19 protein-coding genes are annotated in these 26240 nt (G+C 41.8%); 6 read left to right on the top strand and 13 right to left on the bottom strand.

Annotated features, from left to right (window positions below; translation table 11 throughout):
• Positions 1 to 62: 62 nt before the first annotated feature.
• The 4 genes from A5878_RS03070 to A5878_RS03050 form a co-directional block, all read right to left on the bottom strand.
• Positions 63 to 1430, bottom strand: a complete 1368-nt coding sequence (locus A5878_RS03070) for an RsmB/NOP family class I SAM-dependent RNA methyltransferase (RefSeq protein ID WP_086294571.1) — start codon at positions 1428 to 1430, stop codon at positions 63 to 65.
• Between the two features lie 139 nt (positions 1431 to 1569).
• Entirely contained in the window at positions 1570 to 2319 is a 750-nt protein-coding gene (locus tag A5878_RS03065) for a YitT family protein (protein WP_086294570.1), read from the bottom strand.
• Positions 2320 to 2418: 99 nt separating this feature from the next.
• Complete coding sequence (locus A5878_RS03060; protein ID WP_086295799.1) at positions 2419 to 3222, bottom strand: MerR family transcriptional regulator; 804 nt, start codon at positions 3220 to 3222, stop codon at positions 2419 to 2421.
• 157 nt (positions 3223 to 3379) lie between these two features.
• Positions 3380 to 6745: an immunoglobulin-like domain-containing protein gene (locus tag A5878_RS03050; RefSeq protein ID WP_256925759.1), complete on the bottom strand. Its 3366-nt coding sequence runs from the start codon at positions 6743 to 6745 to the stop codon at positions 3380 to 3382.
• A gap of 661 nt (positions 6746 to 7406) precedes the next feature.
• Between A5878_RS03050 and A5878_RS03045 the strand changes: the two genes are divergently transcribed.
• Positions 7407 to 7610, top strand: coding sequence for a hypothetical protein (locus tag A5878_RS03045; RefSeq protein ID WP_016609736.1), 204 nt, complete (start codon positions 7407 to 7409; stop codon positions 7608 to 7610).
• Positions 7611 to 7806: 196 nt separating this feature from the next.
• Here the strand turns inward: A5878_RS03045 and A5878_RS03040 are convergent, their stop codons facing one another.
• Positions 7807 to 9297, bottom strand: a complete 1491-nt coding sequence (locus A5878_RS03040) for a helix-turn-helix domain-containing protein (RefSeq protein ID WP_086294569.1) — start codon at positions 9295 to 9297, stop codon at positions 7807 to 7809.
• Between the two features lie 178 nt (positions 9298 to 9475).
• Here A5878_RS03040 and A5878_RS03035 point away from each other — a divergent pair, with 178 nt between their 5' ends.
• Positions 9476 to 10051, top strand: coding sequence for a recombinase family protein (locus A5878_RS03035; protein WP_005227582.1), 576 nt, complete (start codon positions 9476 to 9478; stop codon positions 10049 to 10051).
• A gap of 167 nt (positions 10052 to 10218) precedes the next feature.
• Here A5878_RS03035 and A5878_RS03030 read toward each other — a convergent pair whose 3' ends face one another.
• Positions 10219 to 13335, bottom strand: a complete 3117-nt coding sequence (locus A5878_RS03030; RefSeq protein WP_256925758.1) for a bacterial Ig-like domain-containing protein — start codon at positions 13333 to 13335, stop codon at positions 10219 to 10221.
• 267 nt (positions 13336 to 13602) lie between these two features.
• Between A5878_RS03030 and A5878_RS03025 the strand changes: the two genes are divergently transcribed.
• The 3 genes from A5878_RS03025 (at position 13603) to A5878_RS17440 (ending at position 17086) form a co-directional block, all read left to right on the top strand.
• The gene (locus tag A5878_RS03025; RefSeq protein WP_086294568.1) at positions 13603 to 15108 is read left to right on the top strand and encodes a helix-turn-helix domain-containing protein; all 1506 of its coding nucleotides are present in this window, start codon (positions 13603 to 13605) and stop codon (positions 15106 to 15108) included.
• Between the two features lie 459 nt (positions 15109 to 15567).
• Positions 15568 to 16443 carry a LysR family transcriptional regulator gene (locus A5878_RS03020; RefSeq protein WP_086294567.1) on the top strand — a complete coding sequence of 292 codons (876 nt, stop codon included), beginning with the start codon at positions 15568 to 15570 and terminating at the stop codon, positions 16441 to 16443.
• Positions 16444 to 16933: 490 nt separating this feature from the next.
• Positions 16934 to 17086 carry a hypothetical protein gene (locus tag A5878_RS17440; RefSeq protein WP_010748814.1) on the top strand — a complete coding sequence of 51 codons (153 nt, stop codon included), beginning with the start codon at positions 16934 to 16936 and terminating at the stop codon, positions 17084 to 17086.
• Between the two features lie 51 nt (positions 17087 to 17137).
• Here A5878_RS17440 and A5878_RS03015 read toward each other — a convergent pair whose 3' ends face one another.
• The 4 genes from A5878_RS03015 to A5878_RS03000 form a co-directional block, all read right to left on the bottom strand.
• A complete protein-coding gene (locus tag A5878_RS03015; protein ID WP_005227576.1) occupies positions 17138 to 17671 on the bottom strand; it encodes a ParB/RepB/Spo0J family partition protein in 534 nt (177 codons plus the stop codon).
• On the bottom strand, positions 17598 to 18089 hold the full coding sequence (locus A5878_RS03010; RefSeq protein ID WP_005227570.1) for a hypothetical protein: 492 nt from the start codon (positions 18087 to 18089) through the stop codon (positions 17598 to 17600). Before A5878_RS03010 ends, A5878_RS03015 begins: the two co-directional genes overlap by 74 nt.
• Before the next feature lie 36 nt (positions 18090 to 18125).
• A complete protein-coding gene (locus A5878_RS03005; protein WP_086294566.1) occupies positions 18126 to 19433 on the bottom strand; it encodes a DUF3440 domain-containing protein in 1308 nt (435 codons plus the stop codon).
• A 323-nt stretch (positions 19434 to 19756) separates the two neighbouring features.
• The gene (locus tag A5878_RS03000; RefSeq protein WP_086294565.1) at positions 19757 to 20215 is read right to left on the bottom strand and encodes a hypothetical protein; all 459 of its coding nucleotides are present in this window, start codon (positions 20213 to 20215) and stop codon (positions 19757 to 19759) included.
• 957 nt (positions 20216 to 21172) lie between these two features.
• Between A5878_RS03000 and A5878_RS02995 the strand changes: the two genes are divergently transcribed.
• A complete protein-coding gene (locus tag A5878_RS02995) occupies positions 21173 to 21361 on the top strand; it encodes a hypothetical protein (protein ID WP_005227564.1) in 189 nt (62 codons plus the stop codon).
• 415 nt (positions 21362 to 21776) lie between these two features.
• Here the strand turns inward: A5878_RS02995 and A5878_RS02990 are convergent, their stop codons facing one another.
• The 3 genes from A5878_RS02990 to A5878_RS02980 all read right to left on the bottom strand — a co-directional run bounded on the left by A5878_RS02990 (position 21777) and on the right by A5878_RS02980 (position 26231).
• Entirely contained in the window at positions 21777 to 22703 is a 927-nt protein-coding gene (locus A5878_RS02990; RefSeq protein WP_167827340.1) for a LacI family DNA-binding transcriptional regulator, read from the bottom strand.
• Positions 22704 to 22932: 229 nt separating this feature from the next.
• Positions 22933 to 25296, bottom strand: coding sequence for an HAD-IC family P-type ATPase (locus A5878_RS02985; RefSeq protein WP_086294563.1), 2364 nt, complete (start codon positions 25294 to 25296; stop codon positions 22933 to 22935).
• A 422-nt stretch (positions 25297 to 25718) separates the two neighbouring features.
• Positions 25719 to 26231 (bottom strand): ClbS/DfsB family four-helix bundle protein, encoded by a 513-nt coding sequence (locus tag A5878_RS02980; RefSeq protein ID WP_086294562.1) that lies wholly within the window; start codon positions 26229 to 26231, stop codon positions 25719 to 25721.
• Positions 26232 to 26240 lie beyond the last annotated feature (9 nt).

The following is a 26240-nucleotide window of genomic DNA, read 5'->3' as shown; positions in this document are numbered from 1 at the left end:
CAGCTCCCTTATTTTGCTACTTCCATCATAGCACGAGGACTGAAATAAAAACACTATTTCGTTTAAATCGCTTTGAATCTTAATCCTTTAGGAAAGAAGTTTTTCACGGTTCCTTGGACTTGTTTTCCAAAACCGACGGGGACCTCATCGACTGTCAAAATCACCCATCCAGCATTTCCTGGCACGCTCAAGGTTTCACCTGCCACATACTGCTGCCATTGCGGCAAAGTGATTGGCACTGTCGGTGCCCCTTCTTCTGCATGGATCGCCAATGCCAACGCATAACTTGGCTCGATCCGATTCTTCTTAACGACGCCGACGTGCAAACCTGGGCGCATAAACTTGATCCCTTTTAAAGAAGGCATTTCTTCAGGAACGAGCCAGAGGTTTTCTCCTAGCAGCTGAGGCGTCGCATTCAGTGCCTGTAAAAAAGGAAACTCCTTGCGAAAGGCTTGCCACAACTTTTGAGTCGCTGCATCCAATGGACTCTTGGCTGTCGCTCCTTTGCCTTTTTTCTTCTTTTTCACTGGCGCTGCTTCTGCTTGGGAGGTCAATTTCGCAGCGAAATGACCTTCTCCTTGGTTTAAATGCGGCCATAAGCGGATGGTTTTCTCAATCCCAGGTGCAGCTCCCCACTCCCTGCGCCCATGAGATACATTGTCCAAGTCGATCGCTTCGATCGTGAAGGGGTACTCCTCCATTAACCAAGCCATCATCGCTTCGTTTTCTTCTGGGGCAAAGGTACAGGTGGAATAGATCAGTTGGCCCCCCGGTTTTAGCATCGCAACGGCTTGTGCCAAAATGTCTTTTTGCCTGATTGCACACTGATCAGGCGTATCTGCTTGCCATTCTTCTAAGGCGACGGGATCTTTACGAAACATCCCTTCACCAGAACATGGGGCGTCCACCACGATCTTGTCAAAAAACTGAGGAAAATGGCGGCTCAATTCTTGTGGAGCCTGATTGGTGACGACTACATTCGGAAAGCCCCAACGCTCCACATTTTCTGATAGGATTTTGGCACGCTTGGGAAAAATCTCATTTGCTACAAGCAGCCCTTCCCCTTGTAATTGGCTTGCCAGCTGCGTTGTTTTGCCTCCTGGTGCCGCACATAAATCTAAGACCCGCTCCCCTGGTTGAGCGGCTGCGATCGTTGCTACGATCATCGCACTAGGTTCTTGGCTGTAGACGTAGCCAGCTTGATGGAGCAGCGAGCGGCCCTTAACTTCGCCAATATAAGCAGCTTCTGCATAGGGGGCGGGTACAGCATCTGGTCCATATTTTGCCAGCATCGCTTGTGCGTGCGGCTTAGCAACATTCAAGCGAAAGCCTTTGACTGGCTGATTATCGGTTAAAGCGGTAAAAAAAGCTGGTGCTTCTTCTCCTAGCAACCGTTGGTATTTTTCAATAAATGGTGTTGGTAATTGCATACTTACCCCTCCTCGGCTTTTTTATTCTAGCGACTGAGAAGCAATTATGCAAGAATTCCTTGATCAAATGGCAAAAAAACTGCAGCTGAGTGAAGTGGGTGACTAAATCGCTTCGACTTCTCTTTGCTGCAGACCTTTTTTATTTAAAAATCGCTTTTTTGACACTGCTTTCGATGAATGGCTGAGAGACACGGTTGTCCCAGAATTTGATCAGTGGGCCCACTAAAAAGGCACTGATGAAGGTTCCGATCCCAATAGGCCCGCCTGTGAAGAGCCCAATCAAGGCAAAGGCAACGTCTTGAATCACCCGAACTACTCGATAGTTGGCTTTCGTCTGATCGACGATGGTTGGGGCGATCGCGTCATAGGGGGCGCTGCCCAAATTCGCTGACATATAAAACGACGCACCGAAGGTAAAGAAGATGATCCCGATCAACAAGAACAAGCCTTGCTGCCACCAGTTATTTGGACCGACGGATAACCAATCAAAAACGTTGGTATAAAAGTCGATGAAGAATCCTGTCAGCACCATATTGATAACCGTCCCAATGCCGATATGGCGACGGCCAAAGATAAAAATCAATACTAGGACAGCGATATTGATCATCAATTGATAGACCCCCAGAGATAACCCTAGCAGCTCGCCGACACCGATATTGGCTGCTGTGTATGGGTCTAGCCCTACTCCGCCGACCCGCAGCAATGCCGCCCCGAATCCTAAAATGGCGACACCAATCAACGCATAAAACGAGCGTAATCCTGTTTCTTTTTTCATTAAAATTTCCCCTTTTTTCTCATCTGTTCTTTCAAGTATAACGAGAAAAAAGGAAAATGGGAATTTCAACGCTTCACAGGGCTCTTTGTAGGGATACGATCTGGCTTCGTCCATCTCCTTTGCTTCTATTTTGCTTCCATTGAAAAGCCCGCAACAACCATTGCTATTGCGTATCTTGATTTTCGGTTCCTACAGATACGCGTGCCTCGTCCATTACTCGGGCTTCACTGGAACCATCACTTCAAATATCTTCAATTCTTTTTGGGCGGTAAAGACTTCATCTTGCCATAACAATTCCCAAACATCGCCATCGATCTTTAAATGATTCTCTTTTAGAAAGGCTTGGATGCGATGGGTAAAAGCAGCAATTTGTTCCTCTCCCTCACTGACAAACCCAGACACATACGTGCCAGTAGGACGCGTGATGATCAGCTTTTCAGGATAGAGATGCAGCCGATCTTGGGGAATCAAGATCAGTGCCCGATAAGGCGATGCGTGAAAAGTCTGATCCTCCAACGTCGTTCCGGCACTTAAAAAGCCAATGGGATAGCCACTGAAGGCATCTTTATAATCCACTAGCGGATAAAAACGGGCGTACACTTGATAAGCAGATTCTGGATCATCGCCAGCGATCTCTTCAGAAACGATAAACGCCTCTGCTTCGTGGTGCGCTATCGTAAAGGTCTCAAAATCGGCTTTCTGTACTTTCTCATAGCGCTGGATGTAGCGATCGAAGGTTCGTTCCAATTCTTGTAGCGCAGCGATTTTGGTACGGACTTCTCCTCGCCGTTCCACAAGTTCCTTTTGCGTGTATTCCGGGTTGCGGTTTTTTAAAAATTGACGAATGTCTTGCAAGGGCATGTCTAAAGAACGCAACATCAAAATCACGTCTAACTCAAGGCATTGTTCAAAGCCGTAATAGCGATAGCCGTTTTCACCAATCGATTGCGGTTTGAACAAATCGATCTGATCGTAATAAATCAATGTGCGCCGACTCACGCCAGCATAAGCGGACATCTCACTGATGGTCAATTGTTTTTTCAAAAAAATTTCACTCCTTGCTTGACTGTAACGTAACGTTACAGTTTATTCTACCATAGAACGACATTTTTGGAGGGAAATCATGAAACAATTACAGTTATTTTATAAAGAAGAACGACGCTTCTTTTTCAGTTTATTTCTTTTGATGCTGGTCCAATCCTTCGGCACACTCCTGTTGCCGTATTTTTTGGCAAAAATCATTGATGAAGGGATCTTGAAAGTCGACACGACAGCCATTTGGCACAATGGCTGGTGGATGTTTGCCATTGCCATCGGCACCGTGATCGTCTCTGTAGGCGGTAAAGGTTCCATCTGCAAAACCGCTCACCCAGAGGATCATGCCATCAATTTCTAGTCGACCAAAGTTGATGTCCTCACCTGTATAGGTCCCCGTAACGATTCGATCCCCCAGCTTGTATGGGTTTGGTGTAATCGTTCCAGTAAATTCTTTATCGATAGTGACTACACTGCGATCCAATTCGGTGTCCACCGGACGGCCATTAACAACCTCCCGATGATAAGCAACCAATTCAACTGTTTTTGCATCGCGAATTAAATTACGTGTATCTTGATTGACAAAGTAAGTAAAGGTTTGGTCTGTTGTGTTAAAGGTACCCCCCCATGAAACTGAACGCCCATCAACGATCAAGTTGGCGAAATTCACATTACCAGTAAAGGTTCCGGTAATTTCACTATCTGTCACTTTGAAGGCTGCTGGTTGAATCGTACCTGTTGCTCTGACGATTTCTACCGGCTGCAACACCAGCTTATGATCAATCGTTTGTCCATCGACTGTTTCACGATGGTAAGTTTGTAATTCAACTTTCGCTGCTGTTCTGATCTGGTCTCTAAATTGTGCGTGAACAAAGAATTCAAAGCGACCCGTCTCTTTGTTGAAGGTACCACCCCAGTTACCTACCGATTGTCCATCAATCACCAAGTTGGCAAAATTGATATCCCCCGTAAAGGTTCCCGTAATCGTGGTATCAGTGTAATTGTATTTATCTGGTGTGATCGTCCCTTGAAGTTGATCAATCACTGTTACTTCTTTGGTTTCTAGCACTTCGATGGCTTCCGTGTTGCCATTGATTTGACGATTCAACGCTTGGATCTCAACTTTGTCGCCAGCTTTGATCCCAAGGTTCGCTACATAAAACGAGAAGGTGCCATCGGCATTGAAAGTACCACCCCATGCATTAGAAGGCGTGCCATTGATCACTAAACGTGCAAAGTTGACATCACCCGTAAAGGTCCCTGTAATCATCGTTTCGCCAACTCGGTATTGATCCGGTGTGATCGTACCAGCCAAATCTCTAGTCAATTCAACGATTGTCCGATCAAGTACTTTGCCAGTTTGATCCAAGGCTTCGATTTCTACGACATCATCTACGGATTGGATGCGATTGCCGATAAAGAATTCAAACGAACCTTCAGCAAAATTCCCACCACGAACGGATGATCCATTTACATACACACGGGCAGAAGCTACATCACCGGTATACGACCCTCTCAGGAACTGATCGCCCGAAGAAACATTGTAGCTTGCTGGTGTAATCGTGCCTTCGGTGATTGTAGGTACCGCAGTAACTACCGTTGACGCAGCATTAGATGTCAACCCGTTTAAAGTCGCCTGTGCTTGAACAACAGTGCCTTCTTTTTGCAAAGGAATGGTCAAGCTGTATTTTCCATCACTACCGATACGTCCATTGGCGATAACTGTGCCATCAACTGTTATTTCAATTGATGCATTTGGCTCACCCGTACCATTAATTTGAGTTGTTGTTGTAGTAATTTCAGATATTGTTGTCTCTGTCAAAGATGCTCGAGTAACCGTCGTTTGAGCAGATGATTCTAAACCGTCAATTGATGCGTTGACAAGAATGACAGTGCCGGTAGTCTGTTTAGGAATTTTTATCTCATAGTTACCAGTAGAATCTACCGTTCCAGAAGCAATTACTTCATTGTTTACAAAAATATCAATAGCAGCATTGGGTTCTGCTTTACCAGTAACAGTTTCGTCTTCATTGGTTACTTCATTGACTGTGGTTTGTGCAATTTCTTGTCTTTTAACAAAACTTCCTCCAGCGATTCTTCCAACTCTTCCCGAGCTGAAGTTTGCTTGAAAGTCAGGATTGTTCGAAATTAAGTTAGACGTTACCTGTCCTGTAGTAAAAGTATTTAACGAAAAGACTGCTGTCAAATGACCAGAATAACTGTTTGTTGGATTATCTGTTTGCGTATTCCCTACAGCCCAAGTGTCCAAACCATTCAATGACTCAATAGCCACATCAGTTGGCTTCGCATATGCGCCCAAAGCTGGTCCTCTCGTATTTGTCACTAGGAAATTCGACCCCTTTTCGAAACTCATTAAATTTCCAGTCTGAATCGTTGATTCTGTTCCTTCAGAGCTTGCTTCTAGAGTAGCACCATCTTTAACTGTCAAGGAGCCGTTTAGCAGCATAATCGCTTCATGATTCGTGACTTTAGAAGTCGCACGTAATTTGGCATGCTCGTGAATAGTCATATAACCATTTGCTACAGGTGCATAAATAGCTATATTTTGTGAAGAATCGAAGTTCGCCTCACCACGGATATTGATAGCGGGTACTTGAGTGACATACATGCCAATTCCTCTAGATTCTACGTTTAAAACAGCCCCATCTTCTACAGTGACTCCAGTTTTTGAAATAATGGCGTTAATAGCTGACGTATTTTTGAAATCGACATTTGCGCCTTCTTTAATAATCAAATCTCCACCTTGGAAATTCTCTTCCAGACTCGCTGTAGCATCAATTGTCCCATATAAATTTGCTGTACCATGTGCAAGATAAATAAATTGGCGACCAGACGATGTTACATCACGATAATTTACTGTAACATTTTGAAATTCTGACCAAAAAAATGAGTAAATTTGTTGGTTGATAAGGTTGATATTTTCAATATTGGCTACGATTCCTGTAGCAGCTAAACCAACTGTGAAAAAATTCAAATCAAGGGTATACCCATTTCCGTAAATATTTTTATCAGTAGTAATGTTAAATGTTCTAGTCAGACTAATATCATTTTCTAAATAAATGTTTCGAATCAAAGAATTCTGTAAAGCAGATATGAACTCTTCTGTAGTCCGTACATGGGCATCTTGAATGTTTCTCGCTTGAATTGACTCCGTTGTCTCTTCCTCAGTAATACTGGATGTGCTGTCATTTTCTTCTGATTCAACAGGTGCTTCTTGTTCTGCGGTTTCTACTGTTGGAGTAGTTTCTGCAGCATTCTCTTTATCCGGATCAGCGACATCTTCTTTAGTTGTATCAGTATTACTTTCTGGATCTAGAACTGGCAGACCACTTTGACCCATAGATGACTCGCTTGTGCTTTCGATTTGCGCCTCCGGTAAAACAGCACTCTCATCTGAAGCAAACGCGGTAATGGGTAGAGTGGATAATGTTAAATGACTGATCAACAATAAACCTGTGACTTTTTTACTAAATTTGTTATTCATAAGTAACTCCTTTTTCTCTATTCTTTCTCTTGTACTTTAAAGATTCATTTCACGTTTTTACCAGTCACCCTTTCTTACTCCCTCGAAAAATATCAGTCTTAGTCCTTATTGAAACAACCTATTCAAAACAAACTCACTAAATACCTAAATAAGAACTAAAATATGATTTTTTTTTGAAGAAAGTTTATTGCTTTTGACGTGGATAAATTTAACACGGTTGCTCATCGAGCAATAAATCAAGATTTGCAAACCTGTGTGAATAAATTGATTTTCATTTTCTTTTCAAATAAGGCATTTTGAAAGTTTGTGCAAAAAAAAGCGTTATAAAAAAAGACGATTCCTTATGATTTAAAAAGGATCGTCCATTTTTGTTATTACCTGTAACCACTTGACTCAATAAGAAGGATACAAGGTTTCTTCCTACTCATTCTTAGCATTGACAGAAACATTTTTATCAACAGTTGCCTTCAACAAAATGCTTCTTTCCTATAAAAAATGTCCGAAAAAAAGCAAAATAAAAGAAATCCGTTGTAATTTTACACATCTTCTAAAAAAATTCATTTTTCTTTGGTATACTAAATATAGATCTGCGTATCATTAGATTTACGTTGCCCGTTAGTGAAGTTTCAGGCAACGTTTCTTTATGGGGGATAGATAAAAAATGGAAGAGAAAAAGATTTTTGAGAAGCGGTGGTTATTAGCTACCAGTGAACAACGAGAGAAATACCATGCCTTGATTGCCTCTTACCCTTCAATCGAATGGACATTCAAAGAAAAAAGCTACCTTTTATGGCTTTGTCAGTTAGATAGTGATACGTTCAAAACCTTTGAAGCGATTTTTGATAAACTAATAAATGCCAACTAATTATTTTCGCTTAGGCTGTTCTTTCACCAAAACAACCCAATCTTTTGGTATTCAGGAACAGTGGGCATATTTTCAGATAACTCCTTTTTTTATTAGACAAACGAATATAAGCCGCACCCGTCGATCGTAACGGTTGCGGCTTTTCTCTTTGATCTATTCACATATGTCCTCGTCATGCTGTGTTGCAACACGTGGATTAGGCTGTGGGAACGTTTAACGCTTGCCCTAACTGAGGATCGATTTTTTCAATCACTCTTAGCCAATCTTGATGATCGGGAATTGCTTTGAGTAAAAGAGAGTCAGTCGATAAGATGAACTCTGATAAATATTCACTATAATTCGTGACCACAAGATCAATGGCGTTTTCCTTCAAATAATCGCTCGTCAATTCATTGATTTTTGGAAAGAATACCCGATGGTCGTTGCCGACATAACGCAAGAAGCGCGCACGAATCGTGTGACAGGCATAGAGATCACCTTCTATTATCAACGCGATCCGTTTGACTTTTTGTGCATAAAGCTCCCTGATTGCTTCACTGTAAAGGGTCAGTGCGGCACAAACATCTGACAGATACTCCTGTTTGACCCCTAGAATCGCTTGGTGCTGCTTCATAAATGCCAGATTTTTTTGATAAGCAGCAGAACCATGCTTTTGCGCTTCATTTTTTACTTCTGTTAGCAAGTGATTTAAAACGGGCGCCAGCTGCTCATTGATTTTCTTTGACAGAAAAAAGGCGTGGATCATCGTCTGGACCTGTTGAGGCTCTTGAAAGGAAATGCCCCATTCTTGCACGAAGCGCTGACTCAGTTCTTCGAGTTCAGGATACAGCCCAAACGCTGCAACGAATTGCTGCTCTTTTTCAGGCTCGGTCAAAGTTCGTTTCATCACGGTCACTAAATAAAGCCACATCATTTCTTGTTGCGGTAGTCTTACTCGGTATAGCGCTTCGATTTTAGGCGCTAAATTCTTCATTATCGCAAACGCCTCATGCGTTTCGACGATTGCTGCCAACGATCGAGGAATCTGAACGGTCTTTCCCAGTTGATAGCGCTTGATCGCAATATACAAACTATAATAAAAATCACTCGGAGAAACGCCTGTATTCACCAGCGCTGTGGGAATTTTTGAGAAGGCATCACTGACTAACGCAATCAGTTCTTTGGGGGGCAAGAGCGTATGTGGCGTGACATCTGATTCATAATAAAAATCTATAAAAAACTTGCGAATATTGGCTTCTGATCCACTCAAATTGACCGGTTGCAAGATCCACTCTAAATGATACTTTCGTAACGTCGCAGAAGCAGTATTCAAATAGCGACGCATCGTACTTTCTGATACATACAAGCGCTGCGCCCACTCTTCAACCGAACAGAATTCACCGTGGAAAATGGCTTCCACGATTTGATACATGCCTTCTTCTGCAACAAGCTCCTTTTTTTGAGACAAGTATCTTTTCGGATCAGTTTCCCTAAAATGATAGCCATTGGCTTCAAGAGTAAATTCCGCTGCCTCCTGCAGATAGGTTTTCAATTCCTTGATGTCAGAGCTGATCGTCCGTTGGGTCACATCAAGCTTGTTGGCTAAACTTGCGATGGAACAAGTCCGTTCTCGTTCAAAGGTATTTAACATTTGAAGCCATCGAACGGTCGTTTTGTTTAGCATAAAATTTAACTGCAATTCTCTCATTTTGCCCTCCGTGTTTCTCCTTCACCGACTGGTTTCTTTTCTATAGTACAATATTTGCGTCTATAAAAAAACCTTCCTATTTCCCAAATTTACTTAAGTTGGTGTTAGAATATGTACTTAAGTGAACAAACAAGGTATTCTCTATGTAGACTCTTTTTGTGCAACTGGAGGAATTTGTATGACAAATATGGTTTATGGATACGCCCGTGTATCCACAAGACAACAGGATCTCTCTCGTCAATTGGATTTACTTGACCGGTATGAATGCAACAAAATTTATACTGAAAAGATCAGTGGTGTACGCGCAAATCGTCCTGAATTAAATAAATTAAAAAAACGAGTGAAAGAAAACGATAAAATCATTATTGAAAGTTTCTCGCGGCTAGGAAGAAGTACCAAAGACCTGATTGATCTCGTCTACTTTTTTGAAAAGAAAGGTGTAAAAGTCATCAGTATCAAAGAAAATTTTGATACACAAACCCCTCAAGGAAAATTAATGATGACTGTTTTCCAAGCCTTCAGCCAATTCGAACGAGACATCATCGTTGAACGGACCAAAGAAGGCTTAGAATCCGCACGTGCTAGAGGAAATATTGGCGGTCGTCCACGAATCGATCCCGCACTGATCCAACACGCATTGCACCTTTATCAAAAGGAAGGAAAAGCCGTTGTGGATATCTGTGCCCAAACAGGCTTAAAGCGCTCGACTTTTTATCGCTATCTTAGTCTGGAGAAGGATGAGGTCATTTCATAAATACACGTGCTGGTTGAACTTAGTACTTTCGGCTGCTCACTATATAAAAAACAGGACGAACATTGCTGATGTTTGTGATTGCTTAAAGACCGATATTTGTTCTCTTAAAGCAATTCATCCAGCTTGTTCGTCCTGTATGTTTTATTCTGCTAACTCTTCTGTTGATCCTATTGTTGTTTTCTCCATGATTTCTTACGGTACAAGAACACCAGTCCGCCGATTAAGAATAGGATACCTGTCACACTTAGCAAGACACTGCTTGTTTCTCCTGTTTTTGGCAGTTGCTTAGCAGTGGATTGTTTGCTTGCTTTGATCCGTGCTTTCTGTCCCGTTGCTGAGGGTTTGTCTGATTGTTCTGATGGCCGTTTTCCGTTTTTCTCTTGATCGTTTGTTTCTGACGTCTCTGTCTCAGGACGTGTCTTGATCGGTTCTTCTATTATTGGATCAGACGCTTCAGTTTCAGGGATTTCAGTCGCAGGCGACTCACTTTCCGGACGATTTTCTTCTGGTACTTCTGTTGGCGTTTCTTCAGGTGTTTCGTTAGGCGCTTCGCTGACTTTTGCTTGTACAGTAATCACTGCCTGGACAATCACTGCGCCGTAATAGTAGGAAACCGTGTATTGACCGACTATGTTGTTGTTCACTGTGCCGTTGACTCCTACTTCTGAAAAGGTTACTTTTTTGCCATCACGATCGGTGGCAGAATCAAAGTTTGTTTCTGGCAACCATTCATCGCCTTGCTTGATCGTTGAATCGTGAACTTTTATGGATGTTTGATCCGCTTTGACAATGATAATGGCTTTGCTTTCTACACTATGATAACTGTAAGTGACCTCGTATTCGCCAGCTTTTGTTGTATCTGCTTTGCCTGTAACAGTGATATCCCCAAAATCAACAGGTTTACCATCCCGATCCGTTGCGCTGTCAAAGTTGTCTTTGGCTTCCCATTGTTCCCCTGTGTACAACTCGCTATCGTGGACTTTAACTATCGTTTGATCGGCTTTTACGGTGATTACGGCTTTGCTTTCTACACTATGATAACTGTAAGTGACCTCGTACTTGCCTGCTTTCATTGTGTCCACTTTGCCTGTAACGATGATATCCCCAAAATCAACAGGTTTACCATCCCGATCTGTTGCGCTATCGAAGTTGTCTTTGGCTGTCCATTTTTCTCCTGTGTACAACTCGCTATCGTGAACTTTAACTGCCGTTTGATCCGCTTTGACAATGATAATGGCTTTGCTTTCTACACTATGATAACTGTAAGTGACCTCGTACTTGCCAGCTTTTGTTGTATCTGCTTTGCCTGTAACAGTGATATCCCCAAAATCAACAGGTTTACCATCTCGATCCGTTGCGCTATCGAAGTTGTCCTTGGCAGTCCAGTTTTCCCCTGTGTACAACTCGCTATCGTGAACTTTGACTGTCGTTTGATCCGCTTTGACGGTAACAAGGGCTTTGCTTTCAACGCCGTGATAGCTGTAAGTGACCTCGTACTTGCCTGCTTTCATTGTGTCCACTCTGCCTGTAACGATGATATCCCCAAAATCAACAGGTTTACCATCTCGATCCGTTGCACTATCGAAATTATACATAGCTTTCCAGTTTTCCCCTGTGTACAACTCGCTATTGTGGACTTTGACTGTGGTTTGATCCGCTTTGACGGTGATAATGGCTTTGCTTTCTACGCCGTGATAGCTGTAAGTGACCTCGTACTTGCCTGCTTGCGTTGTATCGACAGTCCCCGTGACAGTGATATCCCCATATTCCACAGCTGAACCATCCCGATCCGTTGCGCTGTCGAAGTTGTCCTTGGCTTCCCATTGTTCCCCTATGTACAACTCGCTATTGTGGACTTTGACTGTCGTTTGATCCGCTTTGACGGTGATCACGGCTTTGCTTTCTATCCCATCATAACGATACACTACCTCATAGGTCCCCGCTTTCTTGGTATCCACGCTTCCGTCAACGCTCACATCGGCAAAAGCAACTGGATGGTTGTCCCGATCGACGGCTTGGTCGAAGTTATCTTTTGGGGACCAATTTTCGCCGACGTACAACGAAGAATCGTGAACAGTAATCGCAGTGAATCGAGGTTTGACGAGGACCGTTGCCTCTTTGCTTACATTGTTTAAGTGGTAGCTGATTGTATAAGTACCCGCTTGACTAGTATCGACTTGCCCAGACACACTGCCGCCCTCAGCGAGGAATTCCTCGTAAGTCAGTATTTTTCCTTCTTTTGAGACTGCTTGTTCAAAATTATCCGCGGCTTTCCATGTATCTCGTTCATAAACCGTGGTATCTTTCACGGATAGCGCTGTGAAGTCCGTTGGTGCTTTTTGATAGACGTAGGTCACTGTCGATTCGCCTCGAGGAAAATTTCCTTTGGCATTCGTCGGTAGTTGATTGGTATCAAGAACGTACCCTGGAATTTCTGGAATAAACGCACTTGTAGAGACATTATAGGATTCATTGGTGCTATTATGGATGGTTTGAGAAGGATAGATTTCCATCCCTGATTCATCCACATATTTAACCGTCAAATGGCTATTCGTAAAGCGAACATTATATGTCGCCGTAAACAAAAGGTTTCCGTTAACGTCGGTATATTCTAAAACCGCTGTTAGACCGTAATAGTTGATCGTAAAACCTGTAAAGCTTGTCCAAGATATATTTAATTGATTGGTACCAGTCACTTCACTTGTATACCATAGCCCCACCAGCATGTATACCTTATCCGTTTTGTAGACATAAAAATCTTCTGTCAACTGCGGGTCTTGGTATAGTGTTTGGTGTGCGTATTTTTCCGGGATTGGCAAATCCAAAACCAGTGCTTTATACTTGATCGGATCATATTCTACAGTCAGATCGTAGTTGAAACTCTCGATACTCTTCGTTGATTCTGCAGCGAAAGGTTGACTATCCGTAGATTCTACATTGGTTTCAGCAGATGGGGCAGTAACTGAAATTTGAGTTTTTTCTGCAGTATCAGCTGTGTTAGATTGATTTGTTTCTGGGTTTGAAGTGGTGGTCACCACTTCACTTGCGGTTGTTTCGGAAGATACGACGTCAGCATTTCCTTCTTGGGAATTTGTCTTTTCTCCTGTGTCCATGCTTCCTGTTGAATCTGTCAGCAAGGGAACGGTGGAGTCTATGGATGGTGTTTGCTGCTCTGTTTGTTGTGTTTCTGTTGCCTGAGCGATCGGCCATGTGCTTGGAAAGGTTGTCCCTAAAATCAGCATCCCTACTAAAGCGCTCTTACTTATAACTACGCGTTTCTTCATTTTCATTTTTTCTCCTTTTTCTTTTCCCCAACGTTATTCACACTTATCTTTGGACCAATCTATCCAAGCGTTTTAGGTCTGCAACTGGCAAGGTTGTTTTTTCTAAAAAAGCTGTTTTCAATGACTGCTTCACACTCGATAAAACATGCGGCGCACCTTTAACATGAAATCCGCCAATTTTCAAGGGATAAGACTTCTTGATTGGCGCAGAGTATTATATAATTTACTTAAAACGAGCGTAATTTCAATGGATAGGTGGTGACTTCAATGTTAGAAAATTTATCTATCAACTTGCATCGGGACAAAGCATTTTCTCGACAAGTAAAAATCTTGCAAGTGCTAAATGCTGCACCGACAGGGTATCATCCACAAGAATTAGCGACATTACTGGGTCTATCTTTGCCTACAGTTACCAAAGAGCTGAGTATATTAAGTGACAGTTTGCCAAAAGAACTGGTCAAGATCACACTCTCAGAAACGAACATCGTCTCGATCGCTTATGCGCCGAACGCTTCCATCAATTCTGCCATTCAGTATCTGGGGATGGAAACGCTGGAGTTTAAAATCATGACGAGTATTATTGATAATAAAAAATACTCTATTCACCGAGCAACGATTGAATTCGGTTATTCTCGCAGTCATCTTTTACGGACGATCAGCTACATGAACAAGTCGTTGCAAACCTATTCTGTAACTATTGCCACGAATCATCTTGACTTTATTGGTACCGAAGCGGACATCCGATTTTGTCTGTTCGTCTTTTTTTCTGCTTATGGCGATAGCACGATTTTAGATAAGGATAGTCCTGCTGATGCCCGTCTGCTGGTCCAAAAAGCCAAAGAAGCCAACAAGAAAGATTTGCATTACAGCCATTACCGACTTGCTCTGTGGTTAAGTATCGCCAAGCGTAGGTGGCGCTATTCTTACTTTTTGACCTTGCCGCCGTCTTTAGAACGCAATCTATTGGAGAAAGAACGCTTCGCTATTTTCTCAGAAATATTAAACGAACATTACTTGAAAAAATACCGAATCATCCACTTGCCGCAACAAGAACTACTTTGGATCTTTGTCAATGCGCTCCACTGTCTTTCCTATAGTACGATGGACATCAATGGAGAAAACGATGCGGATTACATTTTTCACCATACAGAAAGACCAGAAATTATTGCAGAAGCGGCTGCCTTTTTAGAGAAATCTGGCGTCGCTATTCCACCTGCAGCCGCCCACAAGATCGTCGCGTATCTCGTAAATCTTCGCCTGCTGACGATGATTTCTGCCAATTATGAGTTTGCTGATCCGCAGATCAAAGCCTTTGTTGAAACGACATTCAAGACGGATTACCTTGCTTGGAATGAGTGGTTGAAACCCTTCAACGATCAAAGCCGCTTCTTTTCCTTTACTCACTTGGAACATATCGCAGTCACATTGACTTTGTTAAGCGAGTTAGCGCCTAATCCCCAGCTGAAAAAACACCTCAAAGTAGCCTTTGCTTTTCAAGGCGGTGCTGGTCTAGATGCTTTCTTAGCCGCATCAACGGAATTATTTAAAAACGACCATACAGAAATCAGTTACTTTTTTGAAGTCGCTCCTGATGAACAAGAATTGATCCATCGGGAAATAGATTTGATCGTTAGCAATTTTGACTTACATCTGAAAAGCAACTCCAAATTTCAGCAACTGCGCATTTCCAATGTCCCCACCCTTTCGGACTGGACGATCATCCACAAAACGATTGAACAGCTGATTCAGCCAAGAATCACACCGATTCGTTGACCTAAGGAAACTGACGGCCTTCTTGAAGGAAGCGCCGCCAGTTTTTCATTGCGCGGTTTGCTATTTTGACCCTTTCCTAAGTATCCATTTTTCTTTTCTCTTAGCGTGTCTATTTTTTTCACATCAGAAAAAAATCAGACCTTTTTTGCAAGATTCCTCTCCTAATAAACGCTTTTCCATTCAAGCGCAGCGGAGAAAACCACTGTCTTGTTTTTATGTGCTGTTCGTAATCCCTGAAAAGTTGGCCTGCTTCGTGGATTTTTTAATAAATGAAATTTTAGCGGATATCCTTAGCCACAAATGTGAAATTCGTTATTTTAAAAGCAAAGAAACATACGGTCATAACAGACTGCATGTTTTAAATAACTTTTGTATCTAATTTTTTTATTTACTAGAAAAAAAAGAAATTTTCTCCCCGCTCCTTTTTTGTATAATAGGTAAAAAGAGAGGGGAACAAACGTGGATTTTATCAAGGAGCTGCAATCCTTCAAAACAATCGTCGAGGAAGGTACGTTTACTAGAGCTGCCGCCAAACTAAACTATGCCCAGTCGACCGTTACGAACCATATCAAAAAGTTAGAAGACGAATTAGAAGTAGCGTTATTTTTGGAAGGAAAAAGCAATGTATTGACCTTGGAAGGCGAATTGTTGAAACAGGAAGTACCCGAACTGATTGCCCACTGGGAGCGGGTCAAAGAACAGTTGATCAATGCTTCCCATACGGTCGAGTATTCGTTGCGGATGGGCATCCTTCAACCCTATGACATTTTGGTTTTGCCTGCACTGCTTCACGATTTTTCGCAGCACTATCCAAAAATAAACTTCGAGATCATCGTGGGCTCAACACTGGAATTAGCCAATGCACTAAATGAAAACCGAATCGATTTCGCCTTATGCTCACTTCCTCACGAGAAACATTTTGCCTACGAGGAATTGTTTCAAGAAGAGCTTTGCTGCATTACCTCAATCTCAAACCCATTAATCATCAATAAGCTAGCCGACCTTGAAGGGAGCCATCTCTATCGTTCCAAGTCTGATTGTCCAGCTCGCACAAAAATTGAAAGCTATCTTGACAATCAGGTTCCTTCGATCCATTGGGAGTCTGTCAGCAATATCAGTACGATTCCTTACTTGATCGAACGAACTGGATACTGCAGTCTGATCCCTCGTTCCATCATTGAGCAAACTCATGCTCGAGTAAAAATCGTCTCGCTTCCTTTGCCTGATCCCCACATGTCGATCGGCTTATTATCAAAACATCCACTGATGCTTTCTCCCAGCATCACAAAAAATTTTGTCATCGAGCTAAAAATGCGCTTACTATCTTTGTTATAAAACGGTTTTAATCCGCATTGATTTTTATGCAATTATGCTTTTTCCGGAAAAATAATGTCAGTCATTTTGTAAACCTCGTCACAGTGGGAAACAAAAGAGCTGCACCAAGTCTTTACATATTAAAGACGTGGTGCAGCAAGGCTTTTGAATTCGCTTACGGTTATAAAGTTACGAAATAGTATCTTTTTTCTCGATTCGATTTTTTGTTATCATTTTACTTTTTTTATGCAACCTGATACGATTATTGATGTAAATCGAAGAAAAATTAGAAAAGGTGTCGTTATTCTTAACATTTCCGATTTTTTCTCCGATTGTAAAAAATAGAAACGTATTTTCATTATTTATAAAGTATACTCAATTTTGAAGCGACGGGGTCTCAAGAAACTGAGGCTTGTACCCCGCAGGGCAAAGTCTTTGGGTAGTTATTGCTCAAGGAAGCTGTTTTTGCAATTGTCAGAAAAAATAGACGATGAGAAAAGGAGGAAAAACCATGTTTATCATTGAAGCGATCTTCAGCTTTCTAAGAGACGCATTAGGTGTGATCCTAGCTATTCTCTTAGGGACGCTTTGCTTGTCGATGGTGGTCAATTTGATCGTTATCGTTGTAAAAAACACCTATTCAAAATTTAAAAAGAATTATTAACGAATCGCTATCTTCTAATAGATAGCTTTTTTAAATAGTTTTTTCAACCTCTCAGGTCTCTTTTTTGCCTTTGTAATATCTTTTTTCAAACTCAATCCAAGACTTGCTGAATTCATGGTTAGAAAAGGCACTTTTTAAACCTGAACGCTGCTTAAAGCGAAAGACCTCTTCACGATCCATCCCCAATTCCTTGGCAATTCGTTCATCCGACCACTCGTTAGCCACCAACTGCTGCACGATATTTCCCATCTTCTCGATGCCATGGGTACCACGTGCTCGATTGTGGCGAATCGTTGAAGCGATGCGATTCTCAAAAGGCTTATCGATCACCGTGACCGGAACGCTTGGCAATTCCAAACGATCTTTTGCTACGATGTACCGATGAAACCCATCGATCAAAATATACTTGTCTTGCTCCTTATCGTGGTAACAAACCAATGGCTGCGTAAAGCCATCTTCTCGAATCGACAGTTCCAGTAAATCCATTTCTGGAGCAGCCACGGTGTTGGGGTTATACGTATTCGCGTGAATCTTGCTGACTGGGATCAGCTTCGCCGCTAACACTGGAAAATCGATATCGCTCATGAGGTACTACACTCCTTTTTAGAAATGAATAATTTTTTGTTTGCCGATAGACCGCAAACCCTTTTGACTCCAAAAGTGCAATTTCACTAGGCTGGTTACTAGAAGCGAGAATCTCTGCTTCTGGGTAGTTGCGGCTGATATCCACCAGCATCTTCCGTAAAAGAAACTTTTTAAATTGAGCGGCTGGATCTTTTTCATAGAATTCCCCTAGCTCCACTTTGTTGGCGCCTTTTTCATAATAAGAAAAAGCAGTCACCCGTTTTTCGTCATCAAGAATCACGTACCAGTAGCAGTTCTCATCATTGACTAAGTACGGAAATTGCTGCTGATACACCCGTTCCGCAAAAAAAGCCCCCATCAATTGATAGAATTGGCTTTTCTTATACGGTGGAAAAAATAAAACCAATCGTTCGTTCACAAAACCCTTCCTCTCTAAGGACGCACTCGTCCATCGTTAGGTGATTTTTTTCGTTAAATACTCGTATTTGGCATTCAATTTTTTCAACTGATACTTGGGTAAATGCTCGATCCCCAAAGCCGCCCCAAAATCGACCGCCAACTCATACAATTCAGACTCATCTTTTTTCGTCAAACTATATTGTCGCGTACTCAAAGAAAAATCATTTTTTTCTAACGCACGAGCGATCCCTTTCCAGTCATGCCAGAGTACTTCGTTTTTCAGCCAGTCCTTACGTTTGGTCACATCGGGTATATCTTCCACTTCGATCCCGTGCTTTTCTCGATAATGATCAATCAAAATCGTGATTTTGCGGTAATAATGATCCTGTAATTTCTTTGAATAAAGTCCAATTGATTCCAGTAAAAAGACCGCATACTCTTGCCAAGTCATATGACTGGGCTTTCTCGTATTGTAATGCGCCAATAATCCCGTCTGGGCATACAATCGACCAAAATTGGCTCCTGACACACGATTGACGACGCGTTCCCACGTTTCCGGTTCCACCAAAGCATATTGGTACAAGCCTTTACGTTGCTGCATACCGTAAGGCTGACAGATCCGCATTTGATGGATCGGAACGCCATGATCATACAACTTTTCATAAAAGCCATTGATCGGCCAGTCAAAATGGGCATAGGCTCCCCAGACATCTTCGGTCTTCCAATCATAGATTGGGTAAAAATTAACGACCATTGAATCTGCTACTTGCCGTTTGATCCAGCATTGCTTCCGAAAGTTATACTTTGGCGATGTGATCGATCGATACCGATACAGACTTTCCTGGGTTCGTATCCCCACACCACAAGCAACCGGCTCAAACTGATGATAGCTTGCGTACCAATGAGCAAAGTTTCGTAAAAACTTATCAGGGTTCATATTTGCACTCTGATAGATTTCCATCAATGATTCATCCAAATCAGCAAGTGAAATCGCATCTTTAGGCATCGGCTGTACCCACTTCTCACGTTCTTGTTCATCCCACATCAGCCATTGTGGCTGAAAGACGCTGGTATTGTTGTCCTCGTAAAAGGGCAAACAGAAGTGGAAGGTTTGATTGATACTTGGTAACGCTTTGATTTTTTCCATGAACGTTCTCGTAGCATCATAATTTGCCTCGATATCTAAAATCAGCAGATCAAAGGTTTTCTTTTTGTTCTGTGCGACTTGGTCAGCCAACTGGATCATGGCCCCGCTATCTTTTCCACCACTGAAAGAGAAATACACATGGGGAAACGTATCAAAAATATATTCCAAACGCGTCATCGCCGCTTCTAGCACATTTTCCTTACAATATTTCTTCATAAAAGCTCATGTCCTCATTTTATTTGTCCTTTTTTTGAATAAGTATTACATTCTAGTATAAAGTTTCACTTGGCTTCTTACAAGGACTTAAGGGAGATTTCCCTGTTATTTCATACAGCGACATGTTGAAATACGCGCGCTCATTATCGGATAATCAGTCAACTACAGGCTAAAAAAAGCAGAGATATCAATTTTTTAAACTTCATAATCGCTGCTTGCTACTGATACATCTGCTCTTTTTTGAATCACAAAAAGATAGCCTGTTTTTTCTATGATTTAGCTAATAGAAAGCAATACCATCAACCTGATTATCCGTTCATTCATCACATGTACTTAATTTTCCATAACAGTGAAATTTCTTTGCTGAGGTCTTTGAGCTTCATAGCCTTTTGGATATTCTCAGACATCTTCTTGTAATTACTGATTTTTTCTTCTTTGGGCAGCAGTACATATTCTCGCTTGATTGCTTCAAACTTGTCTTCATGATCGATCACCAGAAGTTGCGTGATCAGATCATGGGCGATCCACCGATGATAGGAATTTTTGTGGGTATGCAGTGCCCAGATCCGTTCCCACTCATCATAAATCAGCTCAGGGTTTTTAATGGCTACTTCTTTAATGATCAAATAACTATTAAAATACTCATTGATATGATTTTGGCCATCAACGACATTCTCCACTAGCTTCTCCCTTACCTTTCGATCATCGATCGCAGTTTGCACAAACGGTTTGGGATCAAACGATGTCGTTTGAAAATGACGCGCGATTTCTTGGTAGTCCATGCTTTCACCTTCTTTAAATGATTGATTTGCAGCAATTACTTTTTTTATCCATATCTTCATTTTAACAGAATCTTTGTACGAAAAAAGCGCTTTTTTGATTGCTTTTACGTTCCTTAAACGTTGGTCTCCTGTACCATTAGAGAATGATAATTCGTTGGCGCGTATTTTTCCTGGCAATATCCAATTTAAAATCGATCAAAAGAAACAGGGAAATCCCTCAATGAAAAGAAGGATTGTAGTCTTTCATCCAATGATCCATTGAGTGCTGACATTGGTTTCTTTGTAGTTTGTGATTTCTTACTCCATCGTATTCTTGACCTTGCGTCTGTAAAAGAGCGCCTGTACTAATAATTTTCTCAATGAAGAATGTGATAAAAATGACATAAAAAAGGAAGTCCCATGACGGGACTTCCTGAGTTTCGTTTCTTCAAACACTATTTTACGCATAGCTGCGAGATGCTGGATCACGCGTCCTTTCTCCGAATACCTCGGTCGGTAGGCATTTTGATCCATTGTTCGGGTGGACGTTTTCTGATTTTTTTTGGTGCAAACATCAGTTGAACCGTTCTTTTGACAAAGTTATTTCGGTATACGTTTTCCATAACTTGCACGCCCTTTTCAATTGAATTAGGAAGTGGTGACACCGATCGTTCTTCCTACCTTTATTATAAGCGTGAAGACGGGACAAAACAAACAATATAGCTGGGGATTTCTAGCTTTCTTTCCCTCAACTTTGTAGTCGATCGCTCGCTAAATTGGTACGATCCATTGAATAATATTCAACTAGCCATCGTATATTTATTGAAAATCCAAATGAAAAATTACAGAAAAGGTTGGTTTTCACTCGAATAAACAGCCGAAAGGACGAGTTTTTGAATGAAAAATCGTTTCACTTTACTTTTTCTTAAATTTTAATTATTATTCTTTTGAAATAAGATTAATGAAGGAGATAAAAACATGGAAAAATACCAAGTGTTCCCTGGTCAAAACTATCAGGCAAATGTTATTGGCTTTACCGGTTTACAAGAAGTTAGTGTGATTCATGTTTACGAAAATACTGCGACTGTTCTAATCAAAGAAACAGCTGAAACAGGTGTTGCGAAATTATGTAATTTTCTAGTGGGTGCAACACAATTAGTTAGTTGATGCTTTGTAATTAATCAAAACATGATGGAGCAATTTGCCATCCAGCATGTTGTAGGAAATCGCTCCAGAGAAACTCGTCTGTGAGATTGCCTTTTTCCTATTCATCAATTACAGTAGTATTTTTATTTATCTACTCAATATCTCTCTACTTTATATATAAATAGTGTTAGAATGAACAAAAGGAAACGTATCAGGCTTCCCCCAAGAGAATCTTCCCCAAGTACTCTTGTCTGATACGTTTCCTATTTTTGTGGCGAAAAAGCCACAGACCAATGGTAGCCCTTTACTCTGTGAAAAGCAAGCTTTCAAAATAAATTTTTTCTTTATTTTTTTATTTTGTCTCTACAATTCCCCTTTAATAAGCAGGCAAAAACACACCTCTCGACAAAAAGGTGTGTTCTTTTTATAACAATGATTATTCACGAATAATAAGTTCGTAAGGCAGAATGATCTGCTCTTGTTTTCTTTCTTGAAACAAGCGAAAGGCTTCTTTGCCGCACTGATCCAGATGAAACTCAACGGAAGAAAAGTGCAGCATTTGACTGATGAGCAGGTTTTCTTGCCCAATCACGACGGGTGCTGTTCCGTGAGGGTATTGATTTAAGATCATCGCTGCGATCTCGTCCCCATTTGTGATCACCCCATCGATTCCTCGTTCCTTAAAAAATGCAGCTGCGGAAATCCCATCTTGTGCTTTGATACAATCCCAATAAATATCTGCTTCAGAAAAATTAGGAAACAGCTCCTTGGCTTTTGCGATCGTGTTGACTGAATTGCAGCTGAGGCGTTTGCTGCGCCCTAGCGTCAGTCCCAAGCGTTTTACACCTTGTTCTTTCAAATAATTGATACTGGCTGTCACAGAGCCGACCAAGTCGATCGCAACGAAAGGAACGGCAGTACCGGTCGAATTTTCACAAAAAACAATCGGTCCTTTTTCCATGTAGGGATAAAATGTCTCGATATGATTTGCGCGGGTGATGACGATCAAGCCGTCAAATCCCTTTGCAGCGAATTCTTCTAGATATTCTAGCTCCAGCTTCCGATCAAAATTGGTCGGAAGCAACGTCACCTTGTATTTTTGGGCAAAGGCTTCTTCCATGATGCCATTTAAAATTCCATCAAAGAAGGCGTGATTGACAAACGGTACGATGACTCCAATATTATAGGTTTTCCCCGAGCTAAGTTTTTGGGCGATTTTATTCGGTTTGTAATCCAGTTCTTCCATCACCGCCAAAATCGCTGCTCGCTTTTGCTCATCAACATAAGGATGGCCATTGATCACACGAGAGACCGTCGTGATCGAAAAACCAGTAATTTTTGCTATATCGCGAATCGTTGCCATTTCTTTCATTCCTATCTGATTGTTTTGCTAATGACCTAAGTCTACCATAGAAAATTAGTTGTTCCACTTTCGACAATTTTCTGAAAAGGTCCCTTGGTTGATTGTACGGTATGAAACGAGTTTCATAGCAAGACTTAGTTAGACTCCTTGAAAAGAAATTTATTTAAAATCAAAAACTGACTGCCTAGCAGGCTGCAAACGCTGCTTAAGCAATCAGTTTTTCTATTATTTACTGAATCATTTCTTTTGATAAACTTTTACGTTTCTTCGTATATCTTCGCATCAGCAGCTCGATGCCCTTATCCGCAAAGCGTTGCATGTAGGCGGAAAAATTCAACAAGGCAATCAAGAGAATGAGGTTGAGATAGCTGGTATTGCCTAGGTTAAAGAGGTCGCGACCGACGATCAAAGCAGCAAAGTACAAGATCTGAGTGCTGAAAAAAATCATCGTTCGATAGCTGTTGATCGCTGGATAGACTTTTTTCTGGATCAAGCGATAGTTCCAAGCAGTAAAAATAATGCTCATGATCGATAGAGCTTTACTGCTGCTGTTGAACCAATAACCAAAGTTGATGATCAGCAGAGTTCCTACCGTAATCGTCAAGGCTGTTGGAAAAGCATTTTTGAAAATCGTTGTCATAAAGTCCCCTTTGATCCGATTGAAGTCTGGTTCAAAGTTCAAAAAGAAAGTCGGAATGCCCACAAAGCAGGCATTGATGATCGTTAATTGGATCGGCTCAAAAGGATAGGTCGTTCCTGATAACAACGTCCCCATGGTGATCATGATGGAGAATAAGACTTGCACTAGCACCAATGAACCTGAGCGGGTAATGTTATTGATCACTCGGCGGCCTTCATCCATGACCGATGGCAAAGCATCAAATTGATTTTCCAAAAGCACCAGATTTGACACTTGACGCGCAGCATCAACACCAGAAGCCATTGCGATCGAGCAGTCGGCTTCTTTCAGCGCCAAAACATCGTTGACGCCATCGCCAGTCATTGCGACGGTATGCCCTTGTTCTTTCAAGTAGAGCACCATTTCTTTCTTTTGTTGCGGCGTCACTCGACCAAAAATCTGATAGTTGCTGACAGCTTCTTTTAATTCGGTCGCAGTTAATTTTGACACATCGATAAAATCAGCAGCCCCTGGTAGATTGACTTTTTTCGCGATTTGACTGACTGTCACTGGATCATCGCCAGAGATGATCTTGCATTGGATTGCCTGTGAACGAAAATACTCCAAGGTTTCCTTGGCATCTTCACGAATCGTGTCTGACAGTAAATAAAAGCCCAGCGGTTCAATATCCGTCGGCAGTCCTGCCTCCTCATAGCCTTGCGTACTGTGAGCCAAAACGATCACTCGGTAGCCTTCTTCTGCCAGCTGTCTTTCCTGTTTTAAGACAGCTTCATGGTTGGTTCCCAGTAAAATCGACGCAGCTCCGATGGAATAAGTGCCTTGTCCTTCAAACGTGACGCAACTGAATTTACGATCTGATGAAAAAGGGACGACTTGCTGCATCTGGTACGTCGTTTTTTCTGGGAAAAAGGTCCGCAGCGCCATTGCTGTTGGGTTCTGATCGGGTAGCTGCGCCATTAAGTTGCCGGTGATTTCTGCCAGCGGTGTTTCCGATTGAAAGGAAATCGTCTTTTCCACCGTCATCTTGCCTTCGGTGATCGTGCCGGTTTTATCTAAGCAAAGAACATCGACCCGTGCCAAGGCATCAATGCAGTTCAATTCTTGCACCATCACTTTTTTGCGGGCCAGATAGACGGCACTGATGGTCAACGTGACACTCGTCAATAAAAACAAACCTTCGGGGAACATTCCCACAGCTGCCGCCACCGTCCGTAAGATGGCGGTGTTGAAAGTTGCATGAGAAAAATAGAACTGTTTAACGAACAAGAGGGTGCATAATGGGACCAAAATCAGGCTGATCCAACGAATGATTTTGTTTAAACTGCCTTGGATCAAGTATTTTTGTCGTTTGATGGTTTTGGCTTCTTTGTTGATTTTTGCGATATAGTTGTCAGCGCCTACGTGGATCACTTGGCATAACGCTTCGCCAGCAGTGATAAAACTGCCAGAAAACAACTCGTCTGCTGGCTGCTTGTAGATCGTATCCATTTCACCAGTCAGCAAGGATTCATTGACTTCTAAAGACCCTTGAATGACTTTGGCATCCGTCGGCACTTGATCCCCGCTTTTCAGTCGTAACACATCATCCATTACGAGTTTGTGGATCGGCAAATTCTCCAGCTTGCCATCCCGATAAACATCGGCTTTGGCAACTTTTAGCAATGCCAGCTTATCCAGCGTTCGTTTGGAACGAACTTCTTGAAAGAGATTGATGATCACATTGCTGAAGACAACAAAAACGAACAAGCCGTTTTGATAAGAACCCGTCAAACAGACGAGAAAGAATAGGACACAGTTGATCAAATTGAAAAAGGTAAAGATATTGGTAAAAAGGATTTTCGGGTACGTATTCGTCGTATCCTTTTTTGTCTTATTGACTTGACCGCGCTGCACCCGCGCCTTGACTTCTCCTGACGTCAAGCCAATGGTTTGGTTGTTTTCGATGATCCTCACCCTTTCTATTCTTAGTCATTTACTTTTATTTTGCTGAATATTCAGCAAACTTGCATCAGACTTGGGAATGGTTTTGTGTTTTTTCTATAAAAACAATTGGCGTCGATTGCGTAAGATACGCCATCGACTCCCCGCTTTTTTTCTGTAAAAAAACAAGTACTGTTTAAAATATAGCATACCCTTTTACGAATTGGCGTTTCATTTTTGTCACCTTCGCGTCACTTTAGTACTTAAAATAACAGTTTATTTCTTAACCTGAACCGACTAGACAATAAGCTATCATAGACTTTCCAGGTGGTTTCTTGCGATGACACAAAACAAAAAAACAGCTGATCTTCACAGATCAACTGTTTAACAATTCTTTAAGTCAGCTGTTCCCTCAGTTGCTAAAAAACGCTCAACCAGCTTGCTTCTTTTATTGATCAATGCAGTGCTTCCTTTTTCCATTTTCGGATTTTCGTTCGGAAATTGGTAAAGGGTGCTACTGTATTGATATGGATCCATTTATAGGCTGGCCACTGTGCTTTGGTGGTTGCCCAATCCCGCTGCCCTGCTTCAAACAGTTCCTGATCGGATAAGCTTTCGATCCACTGGCAAAGGGCCGTCACCTTTTGGTCTAAAAGCTCTTGTTGCTGTGCTAAGGTCAAACTGCCGTATGTCTGATAAAAAGATTGATACAATCCGCCAAGGTTGTTCCATTTGTACCCTTCAGCAGGTGTGTGAACGCTCATCCCTTGCTGTTCCTGTGCTTCCCATGACAATAACAAACTGACCCAGCCGATTTGGTAAGACAAGTTTTCTGAAGGGGTCTTGTCGACACTTGCTATCCGTTGATTTCGCAGGGCTTCAGGAATTTCATCAAATTCTTGGCGAAATTTTTGGTAACGTTCTGTGATCTCTTGGATCAGCGCTACTTTGCTTTCATACTGTCTCATTGTTTGTCC

The sequence above is a fragment of the Enterococcus sp. 3G6_DIV0642 genome, assembly GCF_002140635.1.
Classification (GTDB): Bacteria; Bacillota; Bacilli; order Lactobacillales; family Enterococcaceae; genus Enterococcus_D; species Enterococcus_D casseliflavus.
Note: the sequence above shows the minus strand (reverse complement) of the source record. Positions and strands in the feature narration are given on the sequence as shown.

What these genes read in the sequence shown, in the direction of transcription:
- A5878_RS03065 (WP_086294570.1), bottom strand. Translation starts at nt 2,319, where the DNA reads ATGGACGAAGCCAGATCGTATCCCTACAAAGAGCCCTGTGAAGCGTTG.
- A5878_RS03030 (WP_256925758.1), bottom strand. Translation starts at nt 13,335, where the DNA reads ATGAAGAAACGCGTAGTTATAAGTAAGAGCGCTTTAGTAGGGATGCTG.
- A5878_RS02980 (WP_086294562.1), bottom strand. Translation starts at nt 26,231, where the DNA reads ATGAGACAGTATGAAAGCAAAGTAGCGCTGATCCAAGAGATCACAGAA.
- A5878_RS03070 (WP_086294571.1), bottom strand. Translation starts at nt 1,430, where the DNA reads ATGCAATTACCAACACCATTTATTGAAAAATACCAACGGTTGCTAGGA.
- A5878_RS03040 (WP_086294569.1), bottom strand. Translation starts at nt 9,297, where the DNA reads ATGAGAGAATTGCAGTTAAATTTTATGCTAAACAAAACGACCGTTCGA.
- A5878_RS03050 (WP_256925759.1), bottom strand. Translation starts at nt 6,745, where the DNA reads ATGAATAACAAATTTAGTAAAAAAGTCACAGGTTTATTGTTGATCAGT.
- A5878_RS02990 (WP_167827340.1), bottom strand. Translation starts at nt 22,703, where the DNA reads ATGGCAACGATTCGCGATATAGCAAAAATTACTGGTTTTTCGATCACG.
- A5878_RS02995 (WP_005227564.1), top strand. Translation starts at nt 21,173, where the DNA reads ATGGAAAAATACCAAGTGTTCCCTGGTCAAAACTATCAGGCAAATGTT.
- A5878_RS03025 (WP_086294568.1), top strand. Translation starts at nt 13,603, where the DNA reads ATGTTAGAAAATTTATCTATCAACTTGCATCGGGACAAAGCATTTTCT.
- A5878_RS03060 (WP_086295799.1), bottom strand. Translation starts at nt 3,222, where the DNA reads ATGTCCGCTTATGCTGGCGTGAGTCGGCGCACATTGATTTATTACGAT.
- A5878_RS17440 (WP_010748814.1), top strand. Translation starts at nt 16,934, where the DNA reads ATGTTTATCATTGAAGCGATCTTCAGCTTTCTAAGAGACGCATTAGGT.
- A5878_RS03005 (WP_086294566.1), bottom strand. Translation starts at nt 19,433, where the DNA reads ATGAAGAAATATTGTAAGGAAAATGTGCTAGAAGCGGCGATGACGCGT.
- A5878_RS03000 (WP_086294565.1), bottom strand. Translation starts at nt 20,215, where the DNA reads ATGGACTACCAAGAAATCGCGCGTCATTTTCAAACGACATCGTTTGAT.
- A5878_RS03035 (WP_005227582.1), top strand. Translation starts at nt 9,476, where the DNA reads ATGACAAATATGGTTTATGGATACGCCCGTGTATCCACAAGACAACAG.
- A5878_RS03015 (WP_005227576.1), bottom strand. Translation starts at nt 17,671, where the DNA reads ATGAGCGATATCGATTTTCCAGTGTTAGCGGCGAAGCTGATCCCAGTC.
- A5878_RS03045 (WP_016609736.1), top strand. Translation starts at nt 7,407, where the DNA reads ATGGAAGAGAAAAAGATTTTTGAGAAGCGGTGGTTATTAGCTACCAGT.